Raw genomic sequence first — 23,120 nt, forward strand, 5'->3', positions numbered from 1 at the left:
GCCAAATACACGCACAACTCTATTTTAACATAGGAAATAAATAATTGAAAAAAATAATCAATGGAATCGAAATGAGGAAAAATTTATGTATACAATTGGGTATTTACCGCTAAGTACTAATTTAGATAAAGATCATGCTAGTGCATTAGAACTTACTTTTCGTGATGTACAAATATTTGATTATGACCAAATAGATCTTAAAGAAATAAGTCAGTTGGATGCAATAGTTATTCAAGATGATGAGAATAAATTTACAGAAACGATTTGTGAGTTACTAGTTTATGTTCGAAATCAGTCTGAGACACTGATTTGGATCGTTTCTGAACAGTTGCCAAAACTAAATAGAAAAATTTATACGAAGCTTGGTATTGATGGTCTAGTAGGAAAAGATAGTGAACCAGATGAGGTAGCTTCCTTACTTTTAAACGGACTAAAGAGAATCAATAACAGACCTAAAGATCATAAGCTAACAGTTGAACTTGATCCAAATAGCTTAAGCGTGATCGTCAATGATGAACCGATTCGATTGACAAAATCAGAATTTCAACTTATCGAACTTTTGCATCAAAACATTGAAAATGTAGTCAGTTATGAAGAAATTCGTAAATATATCTGGAAAAATAGCGTTGGCGATCAACAATATCGAATTTCCAACTTAGCGTTTCTTTTAAGAAAAAAAGTAAAAGAAAGTGCTGTAGATGTGATAACTGTTCGCTCCAAAGGATATATGCTGACGACTACATAAAAGTGAGGTTAGTAGATTTAATGAAACACATTTGAGGAGGAGATACGATTGATCAAATTTAAACCACCTTACGTTGAGGAGGTGACCTATAAAATGGTTTGTCCAATGAGGAATATCAAAATAATGGAGGTGAAAGAAAATAATGAAGCAATTAAAACAAAATAATCCTAAATTTAAGAAAACTCTTTTACTAATAAGCACATTGGCAATCGTATTAGCAGTAGTTGGAACTTGGCAATGGCAAACAACCAACCTTTCAGCTGCGCCGAAGCAAGAAAACAAAAGTGATGCAAAAGAACAGCCAGTTGAGGAAAAGCAACCGGTCCAGAATGATGAAGTTGCCGCACCTATTAATCGTGCAGCTCAACCAATGCCGCTTGTTTCTAATGAAGAAGGTCTGACCGCTGAACCGAAAGTTTTCACAATGCAGCAAAATGCAGCGTTTCCAGCAGCAGGCAGTTCGCAAACGGAATTGAACAAATTAGTTACAGGTCTGGTAATTCCCCAACCAGGATTTGGGATTGCTTGGGACTATGTGACGGAAGCTGGTGAACCAGTCATACCAAGTAGTGCTGAAGCTGGTTTTCAAACGATCTATGTTGAGATTACTGAAATGTATAACTTGACTAGTATTCGAGTGCCGATTCCAGTAACTGTGACAAATAGTGATACAACTCTCCTAGTGTCTAATAAAGTTGCCCTTCAAACGGATATGTTCAACGGACAAATCATTCTATATCCAAATGAAACAGCTGGTAAAAGCGATAATGAGTTGAAAGAGCTGATCAAAGCAAAGAGTAACGCTCATGCTTGGGATTTAAGCACAGGCGAACCTGTTGAAACGACTGTTACTGCTACAACAACTAAAAATAATGCAGTTGGTGCGTATACAGCGACATTCAGCGTAGATTTTGAAGGTACAGCAGGGACAACGAATAAAAACGTGATTGTTTTTGGTGCTAATATTAAGTCCCCCTATTATTTTACAGTAGGGATAGATTTTCCAGCAGATATGGGAACCAATGCTGCTAATTTATTTAGTGGATATCGAACGGTAACTAGTGCCATAGCTGCTAATGCAACCTATGAATGGGTGACAATTGATGGTGAACAGACTGAGCCAGTCAATACTTTTAAGTCCAGTGAAATAGGTTTCCATTGGGGCTATGTAAAAATGACGGATAAAGCTAATCCGCAAATTAATACGATTATTCCACTACCGATTACAGTAACAGCACCTGACCAAGCATTAACGGTTGATGGGAAAGTTGGGTTGAGCTATAATCCGACTGCACTTAGTACCGCTGAGATTAAAGGGAAAACAGTACCTCAGATTATATCTTTGCTTACCAGTAAATTGAGTCCTAAAGCGTGGGAACTGACAACTGGAGAAGATTTAGCTGTCAGAGTAACAGGTTCTACTATTTCTCAAGCTTACCGAGGAGTTGGCGATATAACGGTTACTATTACGAGAGGTGCAGAGACGCTAACGTCTGTCATCAAAGTTCTAGTAGCGCCAGATGATGTGTTCGCTGGAGAAGGTATCGATGAGTGGAAAAATATTCCGCTAGGCTCAGCCGAAGGGACGATTACCAATCCAATTAACCAGTCTAAAATGGGCTTTCCAGGACGAGGAATTGATGGTGCAACAACTAATGACGGATTTATTATTCGAGATAGTGATGGAAAAGGCTATATTTTTAGTGCTGGTAATGGTCGAATTGCTGATATTCCTGGTGTTGGTTCAACAGCATTATATGGTGATAAAGCTTGGAGTAGAAACAATGGATTAGGACGTAACAATTTTACTCAACTGACGGATAAATATTTTCTACGTAAAGGCAATTCGTTGAAACAAATACTATTAGACTCCGCTAATCAAATTATGTATGTCTATGATTTGAGTTTAGCTCGAAACCTAAATTTTTCAATTGAACTGAAAATGTATAACTTACAAACAGGTGCTCGCAATTTCTCAATGTTAGAAAGTGTGGATACAGACTATTTAAATGATAGTGTACCTATTTATTCATTAGGAAATAATAGTGGTTTTTATATGCAGCCAAACGCTAGTAAGCGATTTACGATTCGTTTAAAAGATGCTCAAGGGAATTGGTTATCTGATTATACGAAATATATTGCAGGAGCTTATGGCAATATTGGGGTTAGTGCAGGGACAAACTATTTCGGAAATGATTTTGCTAAAACCGGAACTGAGGTTCAAAATATCGCTGCAGGTGTTCCCATCGCTACTGGTGTGGATACAGCCTATCAGTTAGGTGCACCGTGGAAATCAATCCCGCAAGATAGCGCACTAAAAACCGGTTATCAAGTATTTGCTGGAAATGAATTACCATATATGCAACTGAAGGCAACGCCAGAGACCTGGAATATTTATCAAGACGATAGTCGCAGTAGTTTTGAAACAGACTATACGCTAAGTGAGATTCCAACCGCTACGGATTACGGAACAGTATATGTAACGTATCCGAATGGGCAAGAAGCAACCATGCCGTTTACTTCTACTGCAAATAAAACAGCAACAGGGCACTTATCTATTCCTAGAGACACCTTACCATCTGTCTTGAATGATGTGTCGGGGTCAATCAAAACCTATACGACAGGGATGGTCGCGATTAATGAAGCTCCTGGACCAATGCAAGGTCTACCTTCTGTCGACTATACAGTGAATGTTAAAGTTTATAACTTAGGTGCTACACCAATTGCTCAATCAATCAGAAAAGATGCAACTTGGACAAAAACAGCTGCTTCATTAGTCAAAGATCCAATCATTCTACCGGGGCATACAGCAGTATATGAATTTGTAGATGGTACACCAGATACTTCTAAAGCTGGCCTGCAATACATTAAAGTTCGCATGACGGATAGCGATGAACCGACACAGACAAAAATTATTGAAGTACCATTAAATGTTACAACAGTTGTGCCGCCAACTACTGGTCTAACCGTTGCTGCAAATGATTTCACGATAAGAAAAAGTGGACTAACAAATGCGACAGAAGAGCAAATCAAGCAAATGATTTTAAAAAATTCAAATGCTATCGGCTGGGACAATACCACTGGATTAACAACCGATATCACACTCTCTGTTACAGCTACTACGTTAACGCCAATGTCTGATTCTGGTACGTATACAGCAACAATACGTGCAACGAAAGGTTCAACAACGGCCCAGACAACAATCAATATTACAGTTGGTTCTGGCTTAGATGCTATTGGAGTTTTGCAGAATGTGACATTAGGAACAGGAGCAGAGCACTGGACAGCAGCACGATTAAAAACAGCTGTTAATCAAGTACGAGTAGATGATACCGAGATCACTGACTATTCTGTGACACTGCTTGAGGCGCCAACGACGAAGCGCATAACAAAAGCACCGGAACCAACAGTACCAATGCTGGTGAAAGTCACAGATAATCAAAATCCATCTAATACAGTAGAAGTTGAAGTGCCAGTTATGGTGACATGGGGGAATGCAATTGCATTTGGTGGTAGTAATACAAATGTGAACACACCAAATGCGCAATCAAGTTTCGCATTATCAATTCATGAAGATAGTGCTGGAACGCCAAGACTTGTCTCTGGATATGGAAATTTACCAAAAGCAAATGAAGGAACACCATTATCCAGCGCTATGGGAGCACAACCTTATTATCAAATTACGCATTATGATCTGTCAGCACAAGGAACGGGTGTTAACAATGCCAAAGAAGTAACCGATGGACCAAATATTGCAGGAGATGTGACTTTCCAAGGTTTAGGAACAAATACACCAGCCCAATTAGTGGATACATTTGGAACTGATGGTCAGTTGGCTGTCAACTATGGTGATATTCTTCGTCTCTATGTGAAAGATGGGCAGCGTGCTTTGTATACAAATAATATCGGTCCAACAGAATTATTAGGTGGAGTACCTAATGATGAAACAATCTTTGTGGTTGTAACAAAAACAGGATTTGTTCCATTGTACTTCAATCAATTAGATGCAAAAGATATTTCGATTTCTTCTGAATTAACAAGTACGCAAACAGGATATGATGATAGCTACCCAAGCATTAGTTCGTACTTCACTCTGCCAAACGGTGTACCAGGAACAAATTATACCAGAGTAACATCAGCTGGGTTTAAAACCTATCCTAAGTTGAATTTAGCAGTTGGTGAAGAAGACACAGGTAGTGTTTACGTAACTGAATCAACAACTACTACAAGTGATAAATACTTGAAATACGCTTATGATGTTACATTCATCGGTTCAGGACCAGAATTACAAATTGTTGAACCACTTGCGCCATTGAGTTTTGGAACGCAAAAAATTAAGTCGCACACACAAGAAATTAAACGAACAGATCCAAATTGGGGCTTTACAGTACTTGATAGCCGCTTAGTTAAAAATGGCTGGGTCATCCAGGCTAAAATGGAAAATCCGTTCGAGACAGGTAGCGAAGGAAATGTCAAAGAGCTTAAAGGAGCTGCTCTTCAATTGAAACAAACAGGTAGCAACTTAACCTTAAATGAAGATTTTCAAACGATTTACCAAAAAGATACTCCAAGTGCGAATAATCTCGTGTCGTGGAACGTGGATGAAGGTTTCTTCTTGCAAGTGCCATCAGGAGCGATTGACAAAGATGCGACCTATAGCAGCCGAGTAGACATGATTTTAACGAATGCACCTACAGAATAGGAGGGACGATGGGATGAAGAAAAGAATAAAGTATGTAATTGTCTTCCTTAGTACGTTCCTTCTCGTTCTTGTAACGCCTAATGTGGTGTTAGGAGCTGAAAGTGCAGAAATGGATAGTCAAGTAGGTATAAGATTTGAAAACGACTATACACCAACGTCATCTAGCGAATCAGAAGAAATACCTGAAGGAAAAACCCCTGAAAAAGTACCGCCAGCAACAATAAAACCTGTTGGCGGTCAATCAGGAAAATTATTGAATACCGGAGAACTTGTTACTGCTGGACTTAGTCTGACGGGGATGTTCTTAATCGGTGCAGTACTTGTACTGTTTTATTACAAACGTAGGAAAGAGCAACACAAAAATAAATAAAAAAAGAATATGGAGAGATAATTATAATGAAATCAATCAAATTAATGAGTTTAGGTTTAGTAATGTTTAGTGCAGTAACTTTAGGAGCGCCATTTGCGCAAGCTGCTGATCCAGTAGCTTCTACAGACGCAGATGTAAAATTTGTAGAAGATAAAGACCCAGTAAACCCAGAAACTCCCGAAGTTGTAGATCCGACGAAACCAACTGAACCTGGAAAAGAAGTAGAACCTGGCGATAACGGTAACGGTGGTAATGGAACGAAATCATTCAATATCAATTGGGTGTCAAATTTCAAATTTGGCGAAATTAAAATCGGCAGCTCAACAATGACAGCTTTCTCAGCTCCAACAACATTAACTTGGAAAGACGGAACAACTCCAACAACTGGATTAGCGAACTTTTTACAAGTAACAGATAACCGTGGAACAAACGCAGGTTGGAATGTTGCAGTTGCAGGAACTCCTTTTTATGAATTAGATGGAGATGGAGAAAAAGTTTCACCAGAAGTAACATTGAATGGTGCAAGCATTACTTTAAATGAAGCGCAAATCATTGGTGATACAACTACAACAGAAGCTGCTGCTTTAGCGCCAACTGCTTTAAGCACAGGTGTGGATATTTTAGGAACTGGTTCACCATATACTGTCTTGAATGCAGAAGCTGGTAAAGGTCAAGGAACTTGGGCAGTATCTTGGGGAGCAGATACGGATAAAACGACATTAAAAGAAAATGCTGGTGTTCAATTATCTGTACCAGTTACAGCACAACCTAAAGCAGATAAAAGCTACCGTTCAACATTAACTTGGACATTAGCAGCTACACCAACTAACTAAAAATCAAACTAAAGAACAGAAATAGGAGAGAATATTATGAAAAAAATGACTCTATTAAGTTTAGGAATTATCAGTTTTAGCGCACTAACATTAGGAGCACCAGCCGCTTTTGCGGATACAACAACGCCAGAAGCCGAATCAGAAGCAACCGTACTATTTAGTGCAAATGATGATGGTGAAGAAGTTGTTGAACCGCCAGTTGAAGGTGGTGGAGAAGGTGGCGTTGTTGATCCAGAAGGCAGCGATGGAAATAATGGAGATGGAAATGCTAGTTTTAATATTGCTTGGGTGTCAAATTTCCGTTTCAATGAAAAAAATGACTTGGGACAAGATGTACCGATTAAGTTAAATGGTAATGGTATGCAATTATGGGCTAAAGGAACAAAATTAACGTTGAAGCATAAAGATGCAGCAGATAGTGTCTATGAAAATATTCCAAACTTTATCCAAGTGGTGGATAACCGCGGTAAATTAAGTGGCTGGAACGTTAGTGTTTCTGCATCAAACTTTACTGGCAAGGATGAAAATGATGTTGTATCAACACTAAATGGTGCTGTTTTAAGCTTGAATCAACCAGTATTGAGTGGACCGGAAGGTGTCGCAGCACCTAGCGCATTTGCGAATAAGTTAGAACTAGGCGCGGATGCGGCTACTTTAATGAGTGCAGATGCAGCATTAAAAGCTGGGACAGGATCATGGACAATGAAATTTGGTGAAGAAGAGCAGACATCAGTTGCGTATAAAACATTAGTAGATGGAACAGGGGTTAAACTAGATATCCCGGCGAAAGCCCAACCTAAAGCAGGTGTTCCATACAAATCAACTCTAACGTGGATCTTGTCTGACGGACCCGCATCATAATAATGCAATAGTAGGAAAAATAGAAATCAGGGTTGAATCTCTACCCTGATTTTCAACTAAACAATTTGGAGGAAACAAACAATGAAAAAACTAGGAATTGCAGCAATCGGATTAATTAGTGCCAGTATTTTAGGTGGATATAGCGTTCAAGCAGAAGAGGATTACCCGGCAAGAGCAACTACGGATGCAACTGTTGTTTTAGAAGCTGATAATGGTGGTGACGAAGGTGAGAAGCCTGTAGGCCCTGGCGGCGGTGATGGTGGTGACAATGGTGGTGAAATCGATCCAGAAAATCCTGGACCAGGTGTTGTTGATCCAGGTCAAAATACATCTTTACGTTTGAGCTTATTAACAGCGTTTGACTTCGGTACAATTAAAATGTCAGGTAATACACAAGATTACACAGCGAAATTACCTACGCCGAATTTTGAAGGAGTTGGAGAAAAAGCTCGTCCAAACTTTGCGCAAGTAACGGATAACCGTGGTAATAACGCTGGCTGGGCATTAACAGCGAAAATTTCAAAACAATTTACAAATAATTTATCTGTTTTGAACGGAAGTACTATTACATTAGAAAATGCTTGGGCTCAAGCGCAAGCAGCAGATAATGCTGAATTTAAGCCAAATGTTGTTAAACCAGTTGTTTTAACAGCTGACAATGCTTCGTTGATTGCAAATGCGGATAAAGATAAAGGTATGGGAACTTGGAATATCTTATACGGAACTCTTTTAGAAAGTGATAAAACTACATTAGGTGATGCAGCTAATAGTGTTCACTTAACTATTCCAGGATCAGTTAAAAAAGAAGCAGGACTATACACGGCTGAAATCGAATGGACATTATATAATACACCAACTGTTTAAAAAATGATTGACTATTCAGGAGAAAGTAATAGGATGTAAATTCTATTCTTTCTCTATTTAAAGGAAGTGAAAGAATGAAAAAAGGATTTCTATTTAGTACGTGTTTGTTAGCTATTGCAATGCTTCCTATCGCAGCATCGGCAGAAGATGGTGGCAGTATTGAATCAAATGCTTATGTCAGTATTGAAAAAAATGATGGTTCAGAAATCGAAAAACCTGTTAATCCTGTTAATCCAACAAAACCAGTCAAACCAGTACCGGAAATTGATGGAGAAGAAAACCCGCATCCGCCTAGTACTAAAGGCCCGTTGAGTATTAATTATGTTTCTAATCTACGCTTTGGAAGTCAAAAAGCTCAAGGAAATGATGCTGTCTATCAAGTGAAACCGGATCAAGTAATGGATGATGAGGAAAACGTTATTGAAGTGCCTAACTATATCCAAATTACGGATAACCGCGGAACGAATGTAGGCTGGCGTTTAACAGTTAAGCAAAATGGTGCTTTTAAAAATGGTAGTAACGATTTAGCTGGAACTGAATTAGTCTTCACAAATCCTGTGTTAAGTGCCAAATCTGGGAAAACAGAAACTGCACCAATTGCGGCTTCGACCTTCACTTTAACGGCAGATGGGCAAGAAGCGCTAGTAATGAATGCTGAAGCGGATCACGGTATGGGGACTTGGGTAGACCGTTTTGGAGAAACCAGCAATCAATCTAAAAGTAGTATTCAATTAAAAATTCCTGGCGATTCTAAAAAAGTTGCAGGATTGTATAAAACAAGCCTTGTGTGGACGCTAAGTGACAGTCCCCAGCAATAAATAGTGTGTCACGAAAATACATCTGAATAAACGGCAGGAGCAGAAGTAACTAACCACACTTCGTTTTGATGACACCAATTTCTAAAAGTGAAAGCTCTAAGAATTGAAAGCTTCGGAAATAAGCTGGGATTGCTTTTTTCACCGTTTATTCGGATTTTAAGTGTGCAGCGAAACTAGTTTTTAGTTTTGCCTCACACTCAATAAGTTCATATTTAAATAAACTCGTAGTTATTGTACAAGTGGATACATACATTTTTTTATAGAAGCTTGTACTTAAAGGGGAATTGACTCACGAGTAAAAGAGAAAGGTTTTACAGCGCTTAAATATAAGTGCTATAAAATAAAACAAAAATGGAGGAAAGTTATTATGAAAAAAAGTAACAAAGTATCTGGTGTTTTCTTAGGAGTGGTAGCGTTATTAGCTATGGTAAGTTTGATGTTTACAGGGGGACAAAAAACAGAGGCAGCTTCGTATTTGAGCAACTTGACTGTTAAAGAAAGTTCAGATGGCTATGTTGTTCGCTACAATGTCGGGCAGGTTCAAACAGGGGCTTCAATTCATCTGTCAATCATGAGTCAACAAGGAAAAATACTTGCCGACAAAGGAATCATCGAAATACCTAAAAAAGCAGGAATGTATGAGTATGAGATTAGTAAACAAGATATCAAACTTAACGAAGGCTTCATTATTGAATATCAATCTACAAACAATAAAATTTTAGCTGGATTTGGTAAACATTTAGTTAGTATTAACGGGATAAATTATTTCTAATTTGTTTTATAGTTCGATTTATTGAAAAATAAGCAGAAGTTCACGAAAATTGTTTATCAAACTTTCGTGAATTTCAATTTGTTTTTGAAAAAAATCAAGAACACTAACAAAAAAATATGTGCTGACCAATATTGTTTAAACATTCATGTTTATCTATTATTTATCACAGAAAACGAAGATAAAAATATAAATAAAACACTAAAGTGAAATGAGAACGCTGTAATGTTCATTTTCAGTTTTTAGAATATAGTAATATGATTTTACAAGTTAAATATTTAAAAGAAATATCAATAGAACTTCATTGTTAGGTTGTTAAAAATTTTGTTTTTATATAAAAGGAGTGAGACGACCATTTCTAATAGTTAAACAATACATACACAATTTGATTTTTAAAAATAAACAAAAAAATTATGTGAACATAACTAAAACATACGCTAACTATGGAAAGCTTAATTTGATAAGAAAAGGAGAAAACAGTATGAAACGATTAATACCTACTATTTTTATGATTATTGGCGTTATTTCAATTGGGTTTGGAGGAGGACATAATGCTTTTGCTGAAGAAATGAGTTTTTCTGTTGAAGCAAAAATCCCGGAAAATCAACGAGATAAAACAAAAACATATTTTGATTTAAGTGTTAAACCAGGCGAAGTGGAACAACTTGAAGTTGAGTTGAAAAATAATACAGATAAAGAAGTAACTGTGCTAATTCACTCAAACACTGCAATTACAAACGACAATGGTGTCATTGACTACGGCGCAGAAGATCCTAAACTGGACAGTACTTTAAAATATCCTTTTTCAAAAATATCAAAAGTAGAGCCGGAAGTTAAACTTGAAGCAAAAGAAGTCAAAACGATTAATGTACAAGTTGATGTTCCAACAGAGTCGTTTAGCGGAATTATCTTGGGGGGCTTACATTTTACACAGAAAGAAGACAAAGCTGAAGGTAGTAAAGAATCTGGTGTACAAATTGAAAATAAATTTGCTTACGTGGTCGGTGTTCGCTTGTCAGAAAACGATGATTCAGTAACGCCGGATTTACAATTAATTGATGCTAAAGCAGGTCAAAGAAATTACCGTAATACCGTTTTAGGAACATTGCAAAACCCGACAACCCGTATTTTAGGAAACATCACAGTAACAGCAGATGTTTTTGCCGCGGATAATAAAGAAACACCTATTTACCATAATAAACAAGAAAACTTAAACATGGCACCTAATTCTAGTTTTGATTACGGTATTCCAACAGCAAACAAACCATTTAGAACAGGTAAATATGTGCTGAAAATGACTGCTGAAGCAGCCGGAGAAAAATGGGAATTTGAAAAAGAATTCGAAATTAAAGCTGATGAAGCGAAAAAGTTCAATGACGAAGCAGTAGAATTGGCAGAAGAGCAAAATGACTACATGATGTACTTCATTATCGGTGGCTCTATCTTATTAGTAGTGATTATTGGGCTAGTAATCTGGATGATGCGTCAAAGAAAGAAACATCTGGAAGAATTAAGAAGACAAGAAGCTCGCAAAAAAGCTAAACGTATTCGCAGAAAAAGAGAACAATTAAACGGCAGTAAAAAAAGCACTTCAGAAAAAAAGTAAAAACGAAGTAACTGCCAAGTGTTGTTTGCTTTAATGAAGTTAATTAAACAGAGTACTAGATAAAACAGTTCAATAGTTTTATCTAGTGTTTTTTTTGTATAGCTAGAGGTGTTATGTTGAATGTATTAGCTTCCTAAGCACTTTTACTTTCTTATTTAGGTCAGAATTTGTACAATTAATTAAAGGAGTTGATACAATATGCCTGATATTATACGTGTTTATCTAATAGAAGATGAGTTTGTTTATAGAAAAAAACTTCATGATTATATTTTTTCACTTCAAGAAACGCCTTTTCAGTCTACGTTGCATATTATTTCAATAGAAGAACTAGATGCTTTTTTTAATAAAGAGATAGAAGAACTAACTATTGATGACAATGATGTTTTTATTATTGATATTGACTTGAACACACATTTTTCAGGAATTGATATGGCTAAAAAGATTAGACAAAAAAACAAACACAGCTTCATTGTTTTTTTAACTAATTTAGAAAGCAAAGGCATTGAAATTATTAATCAAAATATTAATGCTACTTCTTATCTAATCAAAGGCATGGGACTGGATCAGCGAATGGTAGAAAATCTTTTTTCTACTATTAAAAAAGAAATTGTAAACAGAACCCAAGATACGGAAGAATACATTTCTTTAAAAAAATTCGGAAAAACAGTCTTTGTAAAATATAAAGACATTCTCTATATTCAATCTGCCTCTGGTATGCGAAACATGTTAGTGGTTAAGACGGTTCAATCTGAACAAATAATAGAAGGCTCTATCAATAAATTGAAAGAGCAGATAGATGTTCGTTATTTATACACAGATCTGCGTTCGTATATTATTAATTTAACTCATGTTTCGTCATTAAGCCGTTCTGAAGGGTTGATTGTTTTTGATGAAGGTAGTGAATTAGAAGTCGGTTCAAGAATTATCAATAAATTGAAAAGTGCTCTATAAAAGGAGGGAAATCATGGGGTTACCACTGGAAGTATTGTTGCTCTCTTTGAATTATATTCAGGTTTTGTGGCTGTTAGGGTATAAAAAATATTTTAGTTTTCGACAAGTGATTTTTCTGACAGCTTATATTTTTGTTCAATTAGTTGTTTACTATGTATTTAGAGATACTAGAGCAGTTAATCTGCTGATCTTTTTTGTAGTTCTTGAGTTTTATTTTCTTATTCGTTTTTTACAAAGTTGGATATTGGCAGCATTATATTTTCTTTTGCAAAATACGATGATGCTTATTGCAGGGTTAATTACATGGGATTCATTTTTTATTTTATGGATCAGACAAGCGATTACGACAGAACAATATAAACTTTTTGATGACGCAGCGTGGATTTTGCAGCAACTTGTTTTATTTGGTCTCATTATGGTTACGAAAAAAATAAGTGCTAAGTATAATATTTTTGAATCTGTTTCTCAGTTGCAGAAAAAATATATTACACAATCTATTCTATGTATTGCGCTACTCTATTCGCTAAACGTGATTCGGACGATTAGCTTAGTGCAACTACAAATTGTTAAGTTCGCGTATTTAACTGTGATGTCTTTAGCTTTCACAGCCGTTTTTTGTTACATTATCTATCTGATTAGTCAGTTTTATCAACAGCAGCAAAGCATTCGACTTCTTTCACAAAAATCCTTTCAAGAAGAAGAAAAACTGCATTTGGCTAATGAATTTAGACATGATTACCGAAATATCCTAGTAAGTCTGTCAACCTATTTGGAACAAGATCAAATTGCGGAGGCTCGTAAGTATGTTTCTTCAATTGTTGAATATTCTAATTCTTTCACGGAATCAGATGACTTCTCTCAGGTGACAGCGATAAAGAGTCCGCCGATTCAAGGATTGCTGATTAAGTTTCTGGAAAGTTGTCGTGAGAAAAAAATTCCCGTACAACTTATAGTGAAACAAGAAATATCTGAGTTTGATATTACGATTAATCTATTGGATTTTATTCGTTGTTTTTCAATTTTATTGGATAATGCAGTGGAAGCATCTGAGGGTGTTGAAAGACCGTTAATCGAAGTGACGTTAGATATTCATGAACAATCGACTTTGATAGAAGTCAGAAATGCATATGAAGGCAGCCTTTCTATTAGCCAATTGCTTAAAAATAATTTTACAACAAAAAAAGGCCATCAAGGAAAAGGACTTCATATTTTTACTAAGTTACTAAAACAGTATCGAAAAGCTTCCTATGGTTTTGATCTAGAATCTGGTTTTTTTGTAGCGAGTTTCTCATTGCCGAAAAGTGAGTAACAGTTAAATTCTTTTGATAGTAGTTTTTGAAAAAGTTCAAAAAGCGAATATGCGCTTGCTTTTGCTATGTTTCGTTATCGGATGGCAAAAATGCAAAGTGTAATTCGCTTTTTACTATTTATTGCGCTAAAAATTATATGAAAAATAATAAAGGAAAAATTGAGTATTTTGACTTGAGTGAAACTAATGAAAGAAACTCTGAAAAAAAGTGAAAAAAACCTTGCTATTGCTGTGTTTCTGTAATATAATTACAAAGGTGCTGTTTACAGAAGTGTGAAAAGCATTGATAAATCAAGGTTTTGGTTTATCGGCTAAGAAACGAGAGGTTGCGACACGCCCGGACGCTTTGCCACGAACGAGCGTGACGGAAAAATTTTCGTGGAGCTATGTCTACTTTCAAAATAGGCGAAGGAGGGAACAAGATGGCAAAACAAAAGATTCGTATCCGTTTAAAAGCGTATGAACACCGTATTTTAGATCAATCAGCGGATAAAATTGTGGAAACAGCAAAAAGAACTGGAGCTGACGTATCAGGTCCGATTCCATTACCAACAGAACGCTCGCTTTACACAGTTATTCGTGCGACTCATAAATACAAAGATTCTCGCGAACAATTCGAAATGCGTACTCACAAACGTCTAATCGACATTGTGAACCCAACACCAAAGACAGTTGATGCTTTAATGAAGCTTGACTTACCGTCTGGTGTAAATATTGAAATCAAACTATAAAATTAAGATGATGGAGGTGTACTCATGACCAAAGGAATCTTAGGGAAAAAAGTGGGAATGACACAAATCTTTACTGAGTCTGGTGAATTAATTCCAGTAACAGTAGTTGAAGCTACGCCAAACGTAGTTTTACAAGTAAAAACTGTTGAAACTGACGGTTACGAAGCTGTTCAAGTTGGTTACCAAGACAAACGTGAAGTTTTATCAAACAAACCTGCGAAAGGTCATGTTGCAAAAGCAAACACGGCTCCTAAGCGCTTCATTAAGGAATTCAAAAATGTTGAGCTGGGAGAATACGAAGTAGGAACAGAAATTAAGGTAGATGTTTTCCAAGCAGGAGACATTATTGATGTTACAGGAACAACAAAAGGTAAAGGATTCCAAGGCGTTATCAAACGTCACGGACAAAGCCGCGGACCAATGTCTCACGGTTCTCGTTACCACCGTCGTCCTGGGTCAATGGGTCCAGTAGCACCTAACCGTGTATTTAAAAATAAACGTTTAGCCGGCCGTATGGGTGGCAACCGCGTAACAATTCAAAATCTTGAAGTTGTTAAAGTGGACGTTGAAAGAAATGTAATCCTAATTAAAGGAAACATTCCTGGAGCGAAAAAATCATTAATCACAATCAAATCAGCTGTGAAAGCTAAATAAGTATAGGGGAAGGAGGAACTAAGGAATGCCGAATGTAGCATTATTTAAACAAGATGGAACTCAAAATGGTGAAATCACATTAAACGAAGAAATTTTCGGAATTGAACCAAATGAAACTGTTGTCTACGATGCAATCATCATGCAACGCGCTTCATTAAGACAAGGAACACACTCAGTAAAACACCGCGGAGAAGTTCGTGGCGGCGGCCGTAAACCATGGCGTCAAAAAGGTACTGGTCGTGCTCGTCAAGGTTCAATCCGTTCACCACAATGGCGTGGAGGTGGCGTAGTTTTCGGACCAACACCACGTTCTTACAGCTACAAACTTCCTAAAAAAGTTCGTCGCTTAGCAATGAAATCTGTATTATCAGATAAAGTTGCTGAAAGTAACTTGGTAGCTGTTGAAGGATTAAGCTTCGACGCACCAAAAACAAAAGAATTTAAACAAGTTCTTACAAACTTATCTATTGATACGAAAGTATTAGTTGTTCTAGAAACTGGAAATGATTTTGCAGCATTATCTGCACGTAATTTACCAAACGTTTCTGTAGTAACTTCTGATAACGTAAGTGTTCTAGATATCGTTTCTAATACAAAGGTATTGGCAACACAAACTGCTCTTACTCAAATTGAGGAGGTGCTTGCATAATGAACTTACTAGACGTAATCAAACGCCCAGTGATCACTGAAAAATCCATGCTTGCTATGGACGAAAAGAAATACACTTTCGAAGTTGACACTCGCGCAAACAAAACTTTAGTAAAACAAGCTGTTGAAGCAGCATTTGATGTTAAAGTTAAAAACGTAAACATCATTAACGTGCGTCCAAAATTCAAACGCATGGGTAAATATGCAGGATATACTAAAAAACGTCGCAAAGCTGTTGTGACTTTAACAAACGATTCAAAAGAAATTCAAATTTTCGATGCTGCTGAATAAGCAGACCATGTTTAATTACTAAATGGGAGGGAAAAAGACGTGGCGATTAAAAAGTACAAACCTACCACAAATGGCCGTCGTAATATGACAACGTCTGATTTCGCAGAAATCACGACTTCAACACCAGAAAAAACGTTATTGGCGCCATTAAAAAACCATGCCGGTCGTAACAACAACGGTCGTATCACTGTTCGTCATCAAGGTGGCGGTCACAAACGTCAATACCGTTTGATTGACTTCAAACGTAATAAAGACAACGTCGTAGCAGTTGTTAAAACTATCGAGTATGATCCAAATCGTTCTGCTAACATCGCGTTAGTACACTACGAAGATGGAGTTAAAGCATACATCTTAGCACCAAAAGGATTGGAAGTTGGCATGCGCCTTGTTTCTGGTCCAGAAGCAGATATTAAAGTAGGGAACGCATTACCATTGGAAAACATTCCAGTAGGTACTGTTGTTCACAACATTGAAATGAAACCTGGTAAAGGCGGACAATTAATTCGTTCAGCTGGAACAAGTGCTCAAGTACTTGGTAAAGAAGGCAAATACGTATTAATCCGTTTAAACTCTGGCGAAGTTCGTATGATCTTAGCAACTTGCCGTGCAACAATCGGCGCTGTTGGTAACGAACAACACGAATTAATCAACATTGGTAAAGCCGGCCGTTCTCGTTGGATGCGTAAACGCCCAACAGTTCGTGGTAGCGTAATGAACCCTAACGATCACCCACACGGTGGTGGTGAAGGTAAACAACCAATCGGACGTAAAGCGCCCGTATCACCTTGGGGACAACCAGCTATCGGCTTGAAAACTCGTAATAAAAAAGCTAAATCAGACAAACTTATCGTTCGTCGTCGTACTAAATAATTTTTTTGACCATGTGTCGTACATTTTGAGAGGAGGTTCACCATGGGTCGTAGTTTGAAAAAAGGGCCTTTCGCTGATGATCATTTGATGAAGAAAGTCGAAGCTCAACAAGGTGCCGAAAAGAAAAAAGTAATTAAAACTTGGTCACGCCGTTCTACAATTTTTCCACAATTTGTTGGATTTACAATTGCTGTGTATGATGGACGTAAACACGTTCCTGTATACATCCAAGAAGATATGGTAGGACATAAATTAGGTGAATTTGCACCAACTAGAACTTATCGTGGCCATGCTGCCGACGATAAAAAAACTAGACGTTAATTTTGAGGGGAGGAAATGCAAATGTCAGAACAAATTACATCAGCTAAGGCAACTGCAAAAACAGTTCGCACTTCACCTCGTAAAGCCCGTTTAGTAATCGATCTTATCAGAGGTAAAAGCGTTGCGGATGCAATTTCAATCTTGAAATTCACTCCAAACAAATCAGCTGGAATCATTGAGAAAGTCTTAATGTCAGCAGTTGCTAACGCTGAAAATAACTTTGACTTAGACGTTGAAAACTTAGTAGTATCTGAAGCATTTGTTAACGAAGGACCAACAATGAAACGCTTCCGTCCACGTGCAAAAGGTTCAGCATCACCAATTAACAAACGTACAAGTCATCTTACAGTAGTAGTATCAGAAAAATAATCTGTGTCTTTAAAACAGATCAAGATATGAGGAAGGATCATTAGTCTTTTACTTTAACGTTTAAGAATAATGAGAACCAGACCTCAAGAGATTAAGAGGAGGGACAATCAGTGGGTCAAAAAGTACATCCAATTGGAATGCGTGTAGGCATCATCCGCGACTGGGATGCAAAATGGTATGCTGAAAAAGAGTATGCTGAGTTCTTACACGAAGATTTAAGAATCCGTAAATTTATCGCGACAAAACTTGCTGATGCCGCTGTGTCTACAATTGAGATCGAGCGCGCTGCAAATCGTGTGAACATTTCAATCCACACAGCTAAACCAGGTATGGTTATCGGTAAAGGCGGATCTGAAGTCGAAAACCTAAGAAAAGAATTAAACAAATTGTCTGGCAAACGAGTTCACATCAACATCGTTGAAATCAAAAAACCAGATTTAGATGCAAAATTAGTAGGCGAAGGAATTGCACGTCAATTAGAAAACCGTGTTGCTTTCCGTCGTGCTCAAAAACAAGCGATCCAACGCACTATGCGTTCAGGCGCTAAAGGAATCAAAACACAAGTATCAGGTCGTTTAAACGGTGCTGATATCGCTCGTTCAGAAGGTTACTCTGAAGGTACAGTTCCACTTCATACTTTGCGTGCAGATATTGATTACGCATGGGAAGAAGCAGACACAACTTACGGAAAATTAGGAGTTAAAGTGTGGATTTACCGTGGAGAAATTCTTCCAGCGAAAAAAAACACTGAGAAAGGAGGGAAATAATCATGTTAGTACCTAAACGTGTAAAACACCGTCGTGAATTTAGAGGTAAAATGCGTGGTGAAGCCAAAGGCGGAAAAGAAGTAGCATTTGGTGAATGGGGTTTACAAGCAACAGAATCTCACTGGATTACTAACCGTCAAATCGAAGCTGCCCGTATTGCGATGACTCGTTACATGAAACGTGGCGGGAAAGTATGGATTAAAATTTTCCCTCATAAATCATATACAAGTAAAGCTATCGGTGTTCGTATGGGTAAAGGTAAAGGGGCTCCTGAAGGCTGGGTATCACCAGTTAAACGTGGCAAGATCATGTTTGAAATCGCAGGCGTACCTGAAGAAGTAGCTCGTGAAGCTCTTCGTCTTGCATCCCACAAATTACCGGTCAAAACTAAGATTGTAAAACGTGAGGAAATGGGTGGTGAATCGAATGAAGGTTAAAGAAATCAGAGAATTAACCACTGCCGAAATGCTTGAAAAAGAAAAGCAATTCAAAGAAGAATTGTTTAATCTTAGATTCCAACTAGCAACAGGTCAATTAGAAAACACTGCACGTATTAAAGAAGTACGTCAATCGATTGCACGCATCAAAACAGTATTGCGTGAACAAGCTAACTAATAGTGGAAGGAGGCCAAACGCGTATGACTGAAGAAAGAAATCAACGCAAAGTTTACCAAGGTCGTGTTGTTTCAGACAAAATGGATAAAACTATCACTGTTGTCGTAGAAACAAAGAAAAACCACCCTATTTACGGTAAACGCATGAAATATTCTAAAAAATACAAAGCTCATGATGAAAACAACACTGCAAAAGTTGGTGACATCGTAAGAATCATGGAAACTCGTCCATTATCAGCTACAAAACGTTTCCGTTTACTAGAGGTAGTCGAAGAAGCAGTTATTATCTAATAAAACGAGATTTTCCTATATAGATTGAAACATAAAATCTGAAAGGGGGATACACATCGTGATCCAACAAGAAAGCCGATTAAAAGTTGCAGACAACTCAGGTGCTCGTGAAATCTTAACGATTAAAGTACTAGGTGGTTCTGGACGTAAAACTGCTAATATTGGTGACGTGATTGTTGCTACGGTCAAACAAGCAACGCCAGGTGGAGTTGTTAAAAAAGGTGAAGTAGTAAAAGCCGTTATCGTTCGTACAAAATCAGGAGCTCGTCGTACTGACGGTTCTTATATTAAATTTGATGAAAATGCTGCGGTGATTATCCGTGATGATAAGAGCCCACGTGGAACTCGTATCTTCGGTCCTGTTGCACGTGAATTACGTGAAAACAACTTCATGAAGATCGTTTCTCTAGCACCAGAAGTATTATAATCAGGACACGTATCAAAGGAGGTGCGAAACCGTAATGTTTGTTAAAAAAGGCGATAAAGTAAAAGTTATCACTGGTAAAGACAAAAATAAAGAAGGCGTTGTATTAGCAGCGTTTCCTAAAAAAGACAAAGTCATCGTTGAAGGTGTCAACATCATGAAAAAACACCAAAAACCTAGCCAAGCAGCGCCACAAGGCGGAATCTTGGAAGTCGAAGCGCCAATTCATGTTTCTAATGTAATGGTAGTTGACGGTACAGGTGTAGCTGGTCGTGTTGGCTACAAAGAAGTCGATGGTAAAAAAGTCCGTGTTTCTAAAAAAACCGGTGAAGTCTTAGATAAATAGATTAAAAGGAAGGAGGGGCTTACTAAATGAACCGCCTGAAAGAAAAGTATATTAAAGAAATTACTCCATCATTAGTGGAAAAATTTAATTATAGTTCAGTTATGCAAACACCTAAAGTTGATAAAATCGTTATTAACATGGGTGTGGGTGACGCTGTATCAAACGCAAAAAACTTAGATAAAGCTGTTGAAGAATTAGGCTTGATCACTGGTCAAAAACCATTAATCACTAAAGCTAAGAAATCAATCGCTGGATTCCGTCTTCGTGAAGGAATGCCAATCGGTGCGAAAGTTACTTTACGCGGAGAAAGAATGTACGAATTTTTAGATAAATTAGTATCAGTTTCTCTACCTCGTGTACGTGACTTCCACGGTGTAAGTAAAAAAGCCTTTGATGGACGTGGTAACTACACTTTAGGTATTAAAGAACAATTAATCTTCCCAGAAGTTGATTACGATTTAGTAGATAAAGTACGCGGCATGGACATCGTTATTGTTACAACAGCGAACACAGATGAAGAATCTCGTGAGTTGTTGGCACAATTAGGTATGCCATTCCAAAAATAAAATAAGGAGGCGAACTACGTGGCTAAAAAATCAATGATTGCTAAAAACAAACGCCCTGCAAAACATTCAACACAAGCGTATACTCGTTGTGAACGTTGCGGACGTCCACATTCAGTTTATCGTAAATTTCATCTTTGCCGTATTTGCTTCCGCGAACTTGCCTATAAAGGTCAAATTCCCGGCGTGAAGAAAGCTAGCTGGTAAACAAGTAAACTCGCATAAAGGAGGTAAATAGTTCAATGGTCATGACAGATCCAATTGCAGATTTTTTAACTCGCATTCGTAATGCAAACATGGTTAAACATGAAAGCTTAGAAGTGCCTGCATCAAAAATCAAACGTGATATCGCTGAAATCCTGAAACGTGAAGGATTCGTACGCGATGTAGAATATATTGAAGATGACAAACAAGGCGTGATTCGTGTTTTCCTTAAATACGGTAAAAACGAAGAACGTGTTATCACTAACTTAAAACGTATCTCTAAACCAGGCTTACGTGCTTATGTCAAATCTGATGAAGTACCTAAAGTATTAAATGGTCTAGGAATCGCGATTATCTCAACTTCTGAAGGTGTTATCACTGATAAAGAAGCAAGAGCTAAAAACATCGGCGGCGAAGTAATCGCCTACGTATGGTAATTTAAAAAAACACACAAGGAGGTGTCTCTAAGTGAGCCGTATTGGTAATAAAATCGTTGTACTTCCTGCTGGCGTTGAAGTCAAACAAGAAGGAAACAACATTACTGTAAAAGGACCTAAAGGTGAATTAACTCGTCAATTCTCTTCAGATATTACAATGAATATCGAAGGAAGCGAAGTAACATTTACTCGTCCAAACGATAGCAAAGACATGAAAACAATCCACGGAACAACTCGTGCTAACTTCAATAACATGGTTGTAGGCGTAAGCACAGGTTTTGAAAAAGGACTTGAACTTATCGGGGTTGGGTACCGTGCTCAAATGCAAGGAACTAAATTAATTCTTAACGTTGGGTACTCTCATCCAGTAGAAATCACACCACCAGCTGGTGTAACTGTAGAAGTACCTTCGAACACACAAGTAGTTGTTAAAGGCGCTAACAAAGAACACGTTGGTGAATTAGCAGCAAACATCCGTGGCGTTCGTCCTCCAGAACCTTATAAAGGCAAAGGAATCCGCTATGTTGGTGAATTCGTACGCCGTAAAGAAGGTAAAACTGGTAAATAATAGCAGCTTGAGAGTTATTTTTCAACACTGTTTGGAAAATAACGATCCGTTGTTTATCGCAGCTTAATAGCTAGCAAATACAAAGAGGTGACAATTGTGATTACAAAACCAGACAAAAACAAAACACGTCAAAAGAGACATCGTCGTGTACGTAACAAAATCTCTGGTACTGCTGAGTGCCCACGCTTGAACGTTTTCCGTTCTAACAAAAACATCTACGCTCAAATTATTGATGACGTAGCGGGTGTAACGCTAGCAAGTGCCTCTGCCTTAGAGAAAGAAATTTCAGGTGGAAACAAAACAGAAACAGCAGCAGCTGTTGGTAAATTAATCGCTGAACGTGCCGCTGAAAAAGGCATTAAAGTAGTAGTCTTTGACCGTGGTGGATACCTTTACCATGGCCGCGTAGCCGCTTTAGCCGAAGCAGCTCGTGAAAATGGACTAGAATTTTAGGAGAAGGAGGAACACCATTCATGGTTTATATTGATCCAAAACACTTGGAATTAGAAGACCGCGTAGTTGCGATCAACCGTGTAACTAAAGTTGTTAAAGGTGGACGTCGTCTACGTTTCGCTGCTTTAGTTGTTGTGGGAGATAAAAACGGACATGTTGGTTTTGGTACTGGTAAAGCTCAAGAAGTACCTGAAGCTATCCGTAAAGCAATCGAAGACGCGAAGAAAAACTTAGTTGAAGTGCCTATGGTTGGTTCTACTATCCCTCACGAAGTGATCGGAGTATTTGGTGGTGGCCGTATTCTTATGAAACCTGCAGTAGAAGGTTCTGGAGTAGCCGCTGGTGGACCAGTTCGTGCCGTATTGGAATTAGCTGGTGTAGCAGATATTACATCAAAATCATTAGGTTCAAACACACCAATCAACGTTGTTCGCGCAACAGTTGAAGGGTTAAAACAACTAAAACGTGCCGAAGAAGTGGCAGCACTTCGTGGTAAATCTGTAGAAGAAATTTTAGGATAAGGAGGACATAAGAATGGCTGAATTAAAAGTAACATTAAAACGCAGCATTATCGGACGTCCTCAAAACCAAAAAGATACAGTAAAAGCATTAGGTTTAGGAAAAGTAAACAGCTCTGTTGTGAAACCTGCTAACGAAGCAATTAAAGGTATGATCAACACTGTATCACATTTAGTGGACGTTGAAGAAGTTTAATTTGCAATAGTACATTGTTTAAGGAGG

The 23,120-nt window shown here is 37.7% G+C and carries 31 protein-coding genes; all 31 read left to right on the forward strand.

Translation table 11 applies throughout. The features are described 5' to 3' along the window. The first annotated feature begins 85 nt into the window (after positions 1 to 85). Positions 86 to 745 (forward strand): response regulator transcription factor, encoded by a 660-nt coding sequence (locus C240_RS07775; RefSeq protein WP_271493466.1) that lies wholly within the window; start codon positions 86 to 88, stop codon positions 743 to 745. A gap of 142 nt (positions 746 to 887) precedes the next feature. After that, the gene (locus C240_RS07780) at positions 888 to 5,447 is read left to right on the forward strand and encodes a hypothetical protein (RefSeq protein ID WP_271493469.1); all 4,560 of its coding nucleotides are present in this window, start codon (positions 888 to 890) and stop codon (positions 5,445 to 5,447) included. Positions 5,448 to 5,460: 13 nt separating this feature from the next. Beyond that, positions 5,461 to 5,817, forward strand: coding sequence for an LPXTG cell wall anchor domain-containing protein (locus tag C240_RS07785; protein ID WP_271493472.1), 357 nt, complete (start codon positions 5,461 to 5,463; stop codon positions 5,815 to 5,817). Between the two features lie 26 nt (positions 5,818 to 5,843). Next, positions 5,844 to 6,650, forward strand: a complete 807-nt coding sequence (locus C240_RS07790; protein ID WP_271493476.1) for a WxL domain-containing protein — start codon at positions 5,844 to 5,846, stop codon at positions 6,648 to 6,650. Positions 6,651 to 6,686: 36 nt separating this feature from the next. Continuing rightward, positions 6,687 to 7,511, forward strand: a complete 825-nt coding sequence (locus tag C240_RS07795; RefSeq protein WP_271493479.1) for a WxL domain-containing protein — start codon at positions 6,687 to 6,689, stop codon at positions 7,509 to 7,511. An 81-nt stretch (positions 7,512 to 7,592) separates the two neighbouring features. Further along, a complete protein-coding gene (locus C240_RS07800; protein ID WP_271493482.1) occupies positions 7,593 to 8,375 on the forward strand; it encodes a WxL domain-containing protein in 783 nt (260 codons plus the stop codon). 74 nt (positions 8,376 to 8,449) lie between these two features. Beyond that, a complete protein-coding gene (locus C240_RS07805; protein ID WP_271493485.1) occupies positions 8,450 to 9,193 on the forward strand; it encodes a WxL domain-containing protein in 744 nt (247 codons plus the stop codon). Between the two features lie 367 nt (positions 9,194 to 9,560). Next, positions 9,561 to 9,965 (forward strand): hypothetical protein, encoded by a 405-nt coding sequence (locus C240_RS07810; RefSeq protein ID WP_271493487.1) that lies wholly within the window; start codon positions 9,561 to 9,563, stop codon positions 9,963 to 9,965. A 478-nt stretch (positions 9,966 to 10,443) separates the two neighbouring features. Beyond that, positions 10,444 to 11,568 (forward strand): WxL protein host-binding domain-containing protein, encoded by a 1,125-nt coding sequence (locus tag C240_RS07815; RefSeq protein WP_271493491.1) that lies wholly within the window; start codon positions 10,444 to 10,446, stop codon positions 11,566 to 11,568. 198 nt (positions 11,569 to 11,766) lie between these two features. Next, entirely contained in the window at positions 11,767 to 12,519 is a 753-nt protein-coding gene (locus C240_RS07820) for a LytR/AlgR family response regulator transcription factor (RefSeq protein ID WP_271493494.1), read from the forward strand. Positions 12,520 to 12,532: 13 nt separating this feature from the next. Further along, a complete protein-coding gene (locus C240_RS07825) occupies positions 12,533 to 13,828 on the forward strand; it encodes a sensor histidine kinase (protein WP_271493498.1) in 1,296 nt (431 codons plus the stop codon). 422 nt (positions 13,829 to 14,250) lie between these two features. Beyond that, entirely contained in the window at positions 14,251 to 14,559 is a 309-nt protein-coding gene (rpsJ, locus tag C240_RS07830) for a 30S ribosomal protein S10 (protein ID WP_002389727.1), read from the forward strand. A gap of 24 nt (positions 14,560 to 14,583) precedes the next feature. Then, positions 14,584 to 15,213, forward strand: a complete 630-nt coding sequence (gene rplC / locus C240_RS07835) for a 50S ribosomal protein L3 (RefSeq protein ID WP_271493786.1) — start codon at positions 14,584 to 14,586, stop codon at positions 15,211 to 15,213. A 25-nt stretch (positions 15,214 to 15,238) separates the two neighbouring features. After that, positions 15,239 to 15,862: a 50S ribosomal protein L4 gene (gene rplD / locus C240_RS07840; RefSeq protein WP_271493788.1), complete on the forward strand. Its 624-nt coding sequence runs from the start codon at positions 15,239 to 15,241 to the stop codon at positions 15,860 to 15,862. Further along, positions 15,862 to 16,152 carry a 50S ribosomal protein L23 gene (locus C240_RS07845; protein WP_271493790.1) on the forward strand — a complete coding sequence of 97 codons (291 nt, stop codon included), beginning with the start codon at positions 15,862 to 15,864 and terminating at the stop codon, positions 16,150 to 16,152. Before rplD ends, C240_RS07845 begins: the two co-directional genes overlap by 1 nt. 39 nt (positions 16,153 to 16,191) lie before the next feature. Continuing rightward, a complete protein-coding gene (gene rplB / locus C240_RS07850) occupies positions 16,192 to 17,022 on the forward strand; it encodes a 50S ribosomal protein L2 (RefSeq protein ID WP_271493792.1) in 831 nt (276 codons plus the stop codon). Between the two features lie 42 nt (positions 17,023 to 17,064). Then, positions 17,065 to 17,343, forward strand: coding sequence for a 30S ribosomal protein S19 (gene rpsS, locus C240_RS07855; protein WP_271493795.1), 279 nt, complete (start codon positions 17,065 to 17,067; stop codon positions 17,341 to 17,343). Between the two features lie 21 nt (positions 17,344 to 17,364). Then, on the forward strand, positions 17,365 to 17,712 hold the full coding sequence (gene rplV, locus C240_RS07860) for a 50S ribosomal protein L22 (protein WP_069635459.1): 348 nt from the start codon (positions 17,365 to 17,367) through the stop codon (positions 17,710 to 17,712). 110 nt (positions 17,713 to 17,822) lie between these two features. Further along, on the forward strand, positions 17,823 to 18,479 hold the full coding sequence (gene rpsC / locus C240_RS07865) for a 30S ribosomal protein S3 (RefSeq protein WP_271493799.1): 657 nt from the start codon (positions 17,823 to 17,825) through the stop codon (positions 18,477 to 18,479). A gap of 2 nt (positions 18,480 to 18,481) precedes the next feature. Beyond that, positions 18,482 to 18,916: a 50S ribosomal protein L16 gene (rplP, locus tag C240_RS07870; protein WP_002356208.1), complete on the forward strand. Its 435-nt coding sequence runs from the start codon at positions 18,482 to 18,484 to the stop codon at positions 18,914 to 18,916. Further along, complete coding sequence (gene rpmC / locus C240_RS07875; protein ID WP_010766220.1) at positions 18,906 to 19,094, forward strand: 50S ribosomal protein L29; 189 nt, start codon at positions 18,906 to 18,908, stop codon at positions 19,092 to 19,094. Before rplP ends, rpmC begins: the two co-directional genes overlap by 11 nt. Positions 19,095 to 19,117: 23 nt before the next feature. Continuing rightward, the gene (rpsQ, locus tag C240_RS07880; protein WP_010761681.1) at positions 19,118 to 19,384 is read left to right on the forward strand and encodes a 30S ribosomal protein S17; all 267 of its coding nucleotides are present in this window, start codon (positions 19,118 to 19,120) and stop codon (positions 19,382 to 19,384) included. Between the two features lie 58 nt (positions 19,385 to 19,442). After that, a complete protein-coding gene (gene rplN, locus C240_RS07885; RefSeq protein WP_010766218.1) occupies positions 19,443 to 19,811 on the forward strand; it encodes a 50S ribosomal protein L14 in 369 nt (122 codons plus the stop codon). Positions 19,812 to 19,845: 34 nt separating this feature from the next. After that, positions 19,846 to 20,154 carry a 50S ribosomal protein L24 gene (gene rplX, locus C240_RS07890; protein ID WP_088270035.1) on the forward strand — a complete coding sequence of 103 codons (309 nt, stop codon included), beginning with the start codon at positions 19,846 to 19,848 and terminating at the stop codon, positions 20,152 to 20,154. Between the two features lie 26 nt (positions 20,155 to 20,180). Beyond that, positions 20,181 to 20,720, forward strand: a complete 540-nt coding sequence (gene rplE, locus C240_RS07895; protein WP_271493880.1) for a 50S ribosomal protein L5 — start codon at positions 20,181 to 20,183, stop codon at positions 20,718 to 20,720. Between the two features lie 18 nt (positions 20,721 to 20,738). Beyond that, entirely contained in the window at positions 20,739 to 20,924 is a 186-nt protein-coding gene (locus C240_RS07900) for a type Z 30S ribosomal protein S14 (protein WP_002356214.1), read from the forward strand. A 35-nt stretch (positions 20,925 to 20,959) separates the two neighbouring features. Further along, positions 20,960 to 21,358, forward strand: a complete 399-nt coding sequence (gene rpsH / locus C240_RS07905) for a 30S ribosomal protein S8 (RefSeq protein ID WP_010770626.1) — start codon at positions 20,960 to 20,962, stop codon at positions 21,356 to 21,358. 31 nt (positions 21,359 to 21,389) lie between these two features. Continuing rightward, positions 21,390 to 21,926 (forward strand): 50S ribosomal protein L6, encoded by a 537-nt coding sequence (gene rplF, locus C240_RS07910; protein ID WP_271493910.1) that lies wholly within the window; start codon positions 21,390 to 21,392, stop codon positions 21,924 to 21,926. Between the two features lie 96 nt (positions 21,927 to 22,022). Further along, the gene (gene rplR / locus C240_RS07915; protein ID WP_271493913.1) at positions 22,023 to 22,379 is read left to right on the forward strand and encodes a 50S ribosomal protein L18; all 357 of its coding nucleotides are present in this window, start codon (positions 22,023 to 22,025) and stop codon (positions 22,377 to 22,379) included. Between the two features lie 20 nt (positions 22,380 to 22,399). Beyond that, positions 22,400 to 22,900, forward strand: a complete 501-nt coding sequence (rpsE, locus tag C240_RS07920) for a 30S ribosomal protein S5 (protein ID WP_069635454.1) — start codon at positions 22,400 to 22,402, stop codon at positions 22,898 to 22,900. A gap of 13 nt (positions 22,901 to 22,913) precedes the next feature. After that, entirely contained in the window at positions 22,914 to 23,093 is a 180-nt protein-coding gene (gene rpmD, locus C240_RS07925; RefSeq protein ID WP_069645933.1) for a 50S ribosomal protein L30, read from the forward strand. The last annotated feature ends 27 nt before the right edge of the window (positions 23,094 to 23,120 follow it).

Source organism: Enterococcus sp. 5H (genome assembly GCF_028128615.1).
In the GTDB taxonomy this organism is placed as follows: domain Bacteria; phylum Bacillota; class Bacilli; order Lactobacillales; family Enterococcaceae; genus Enterococcus_L.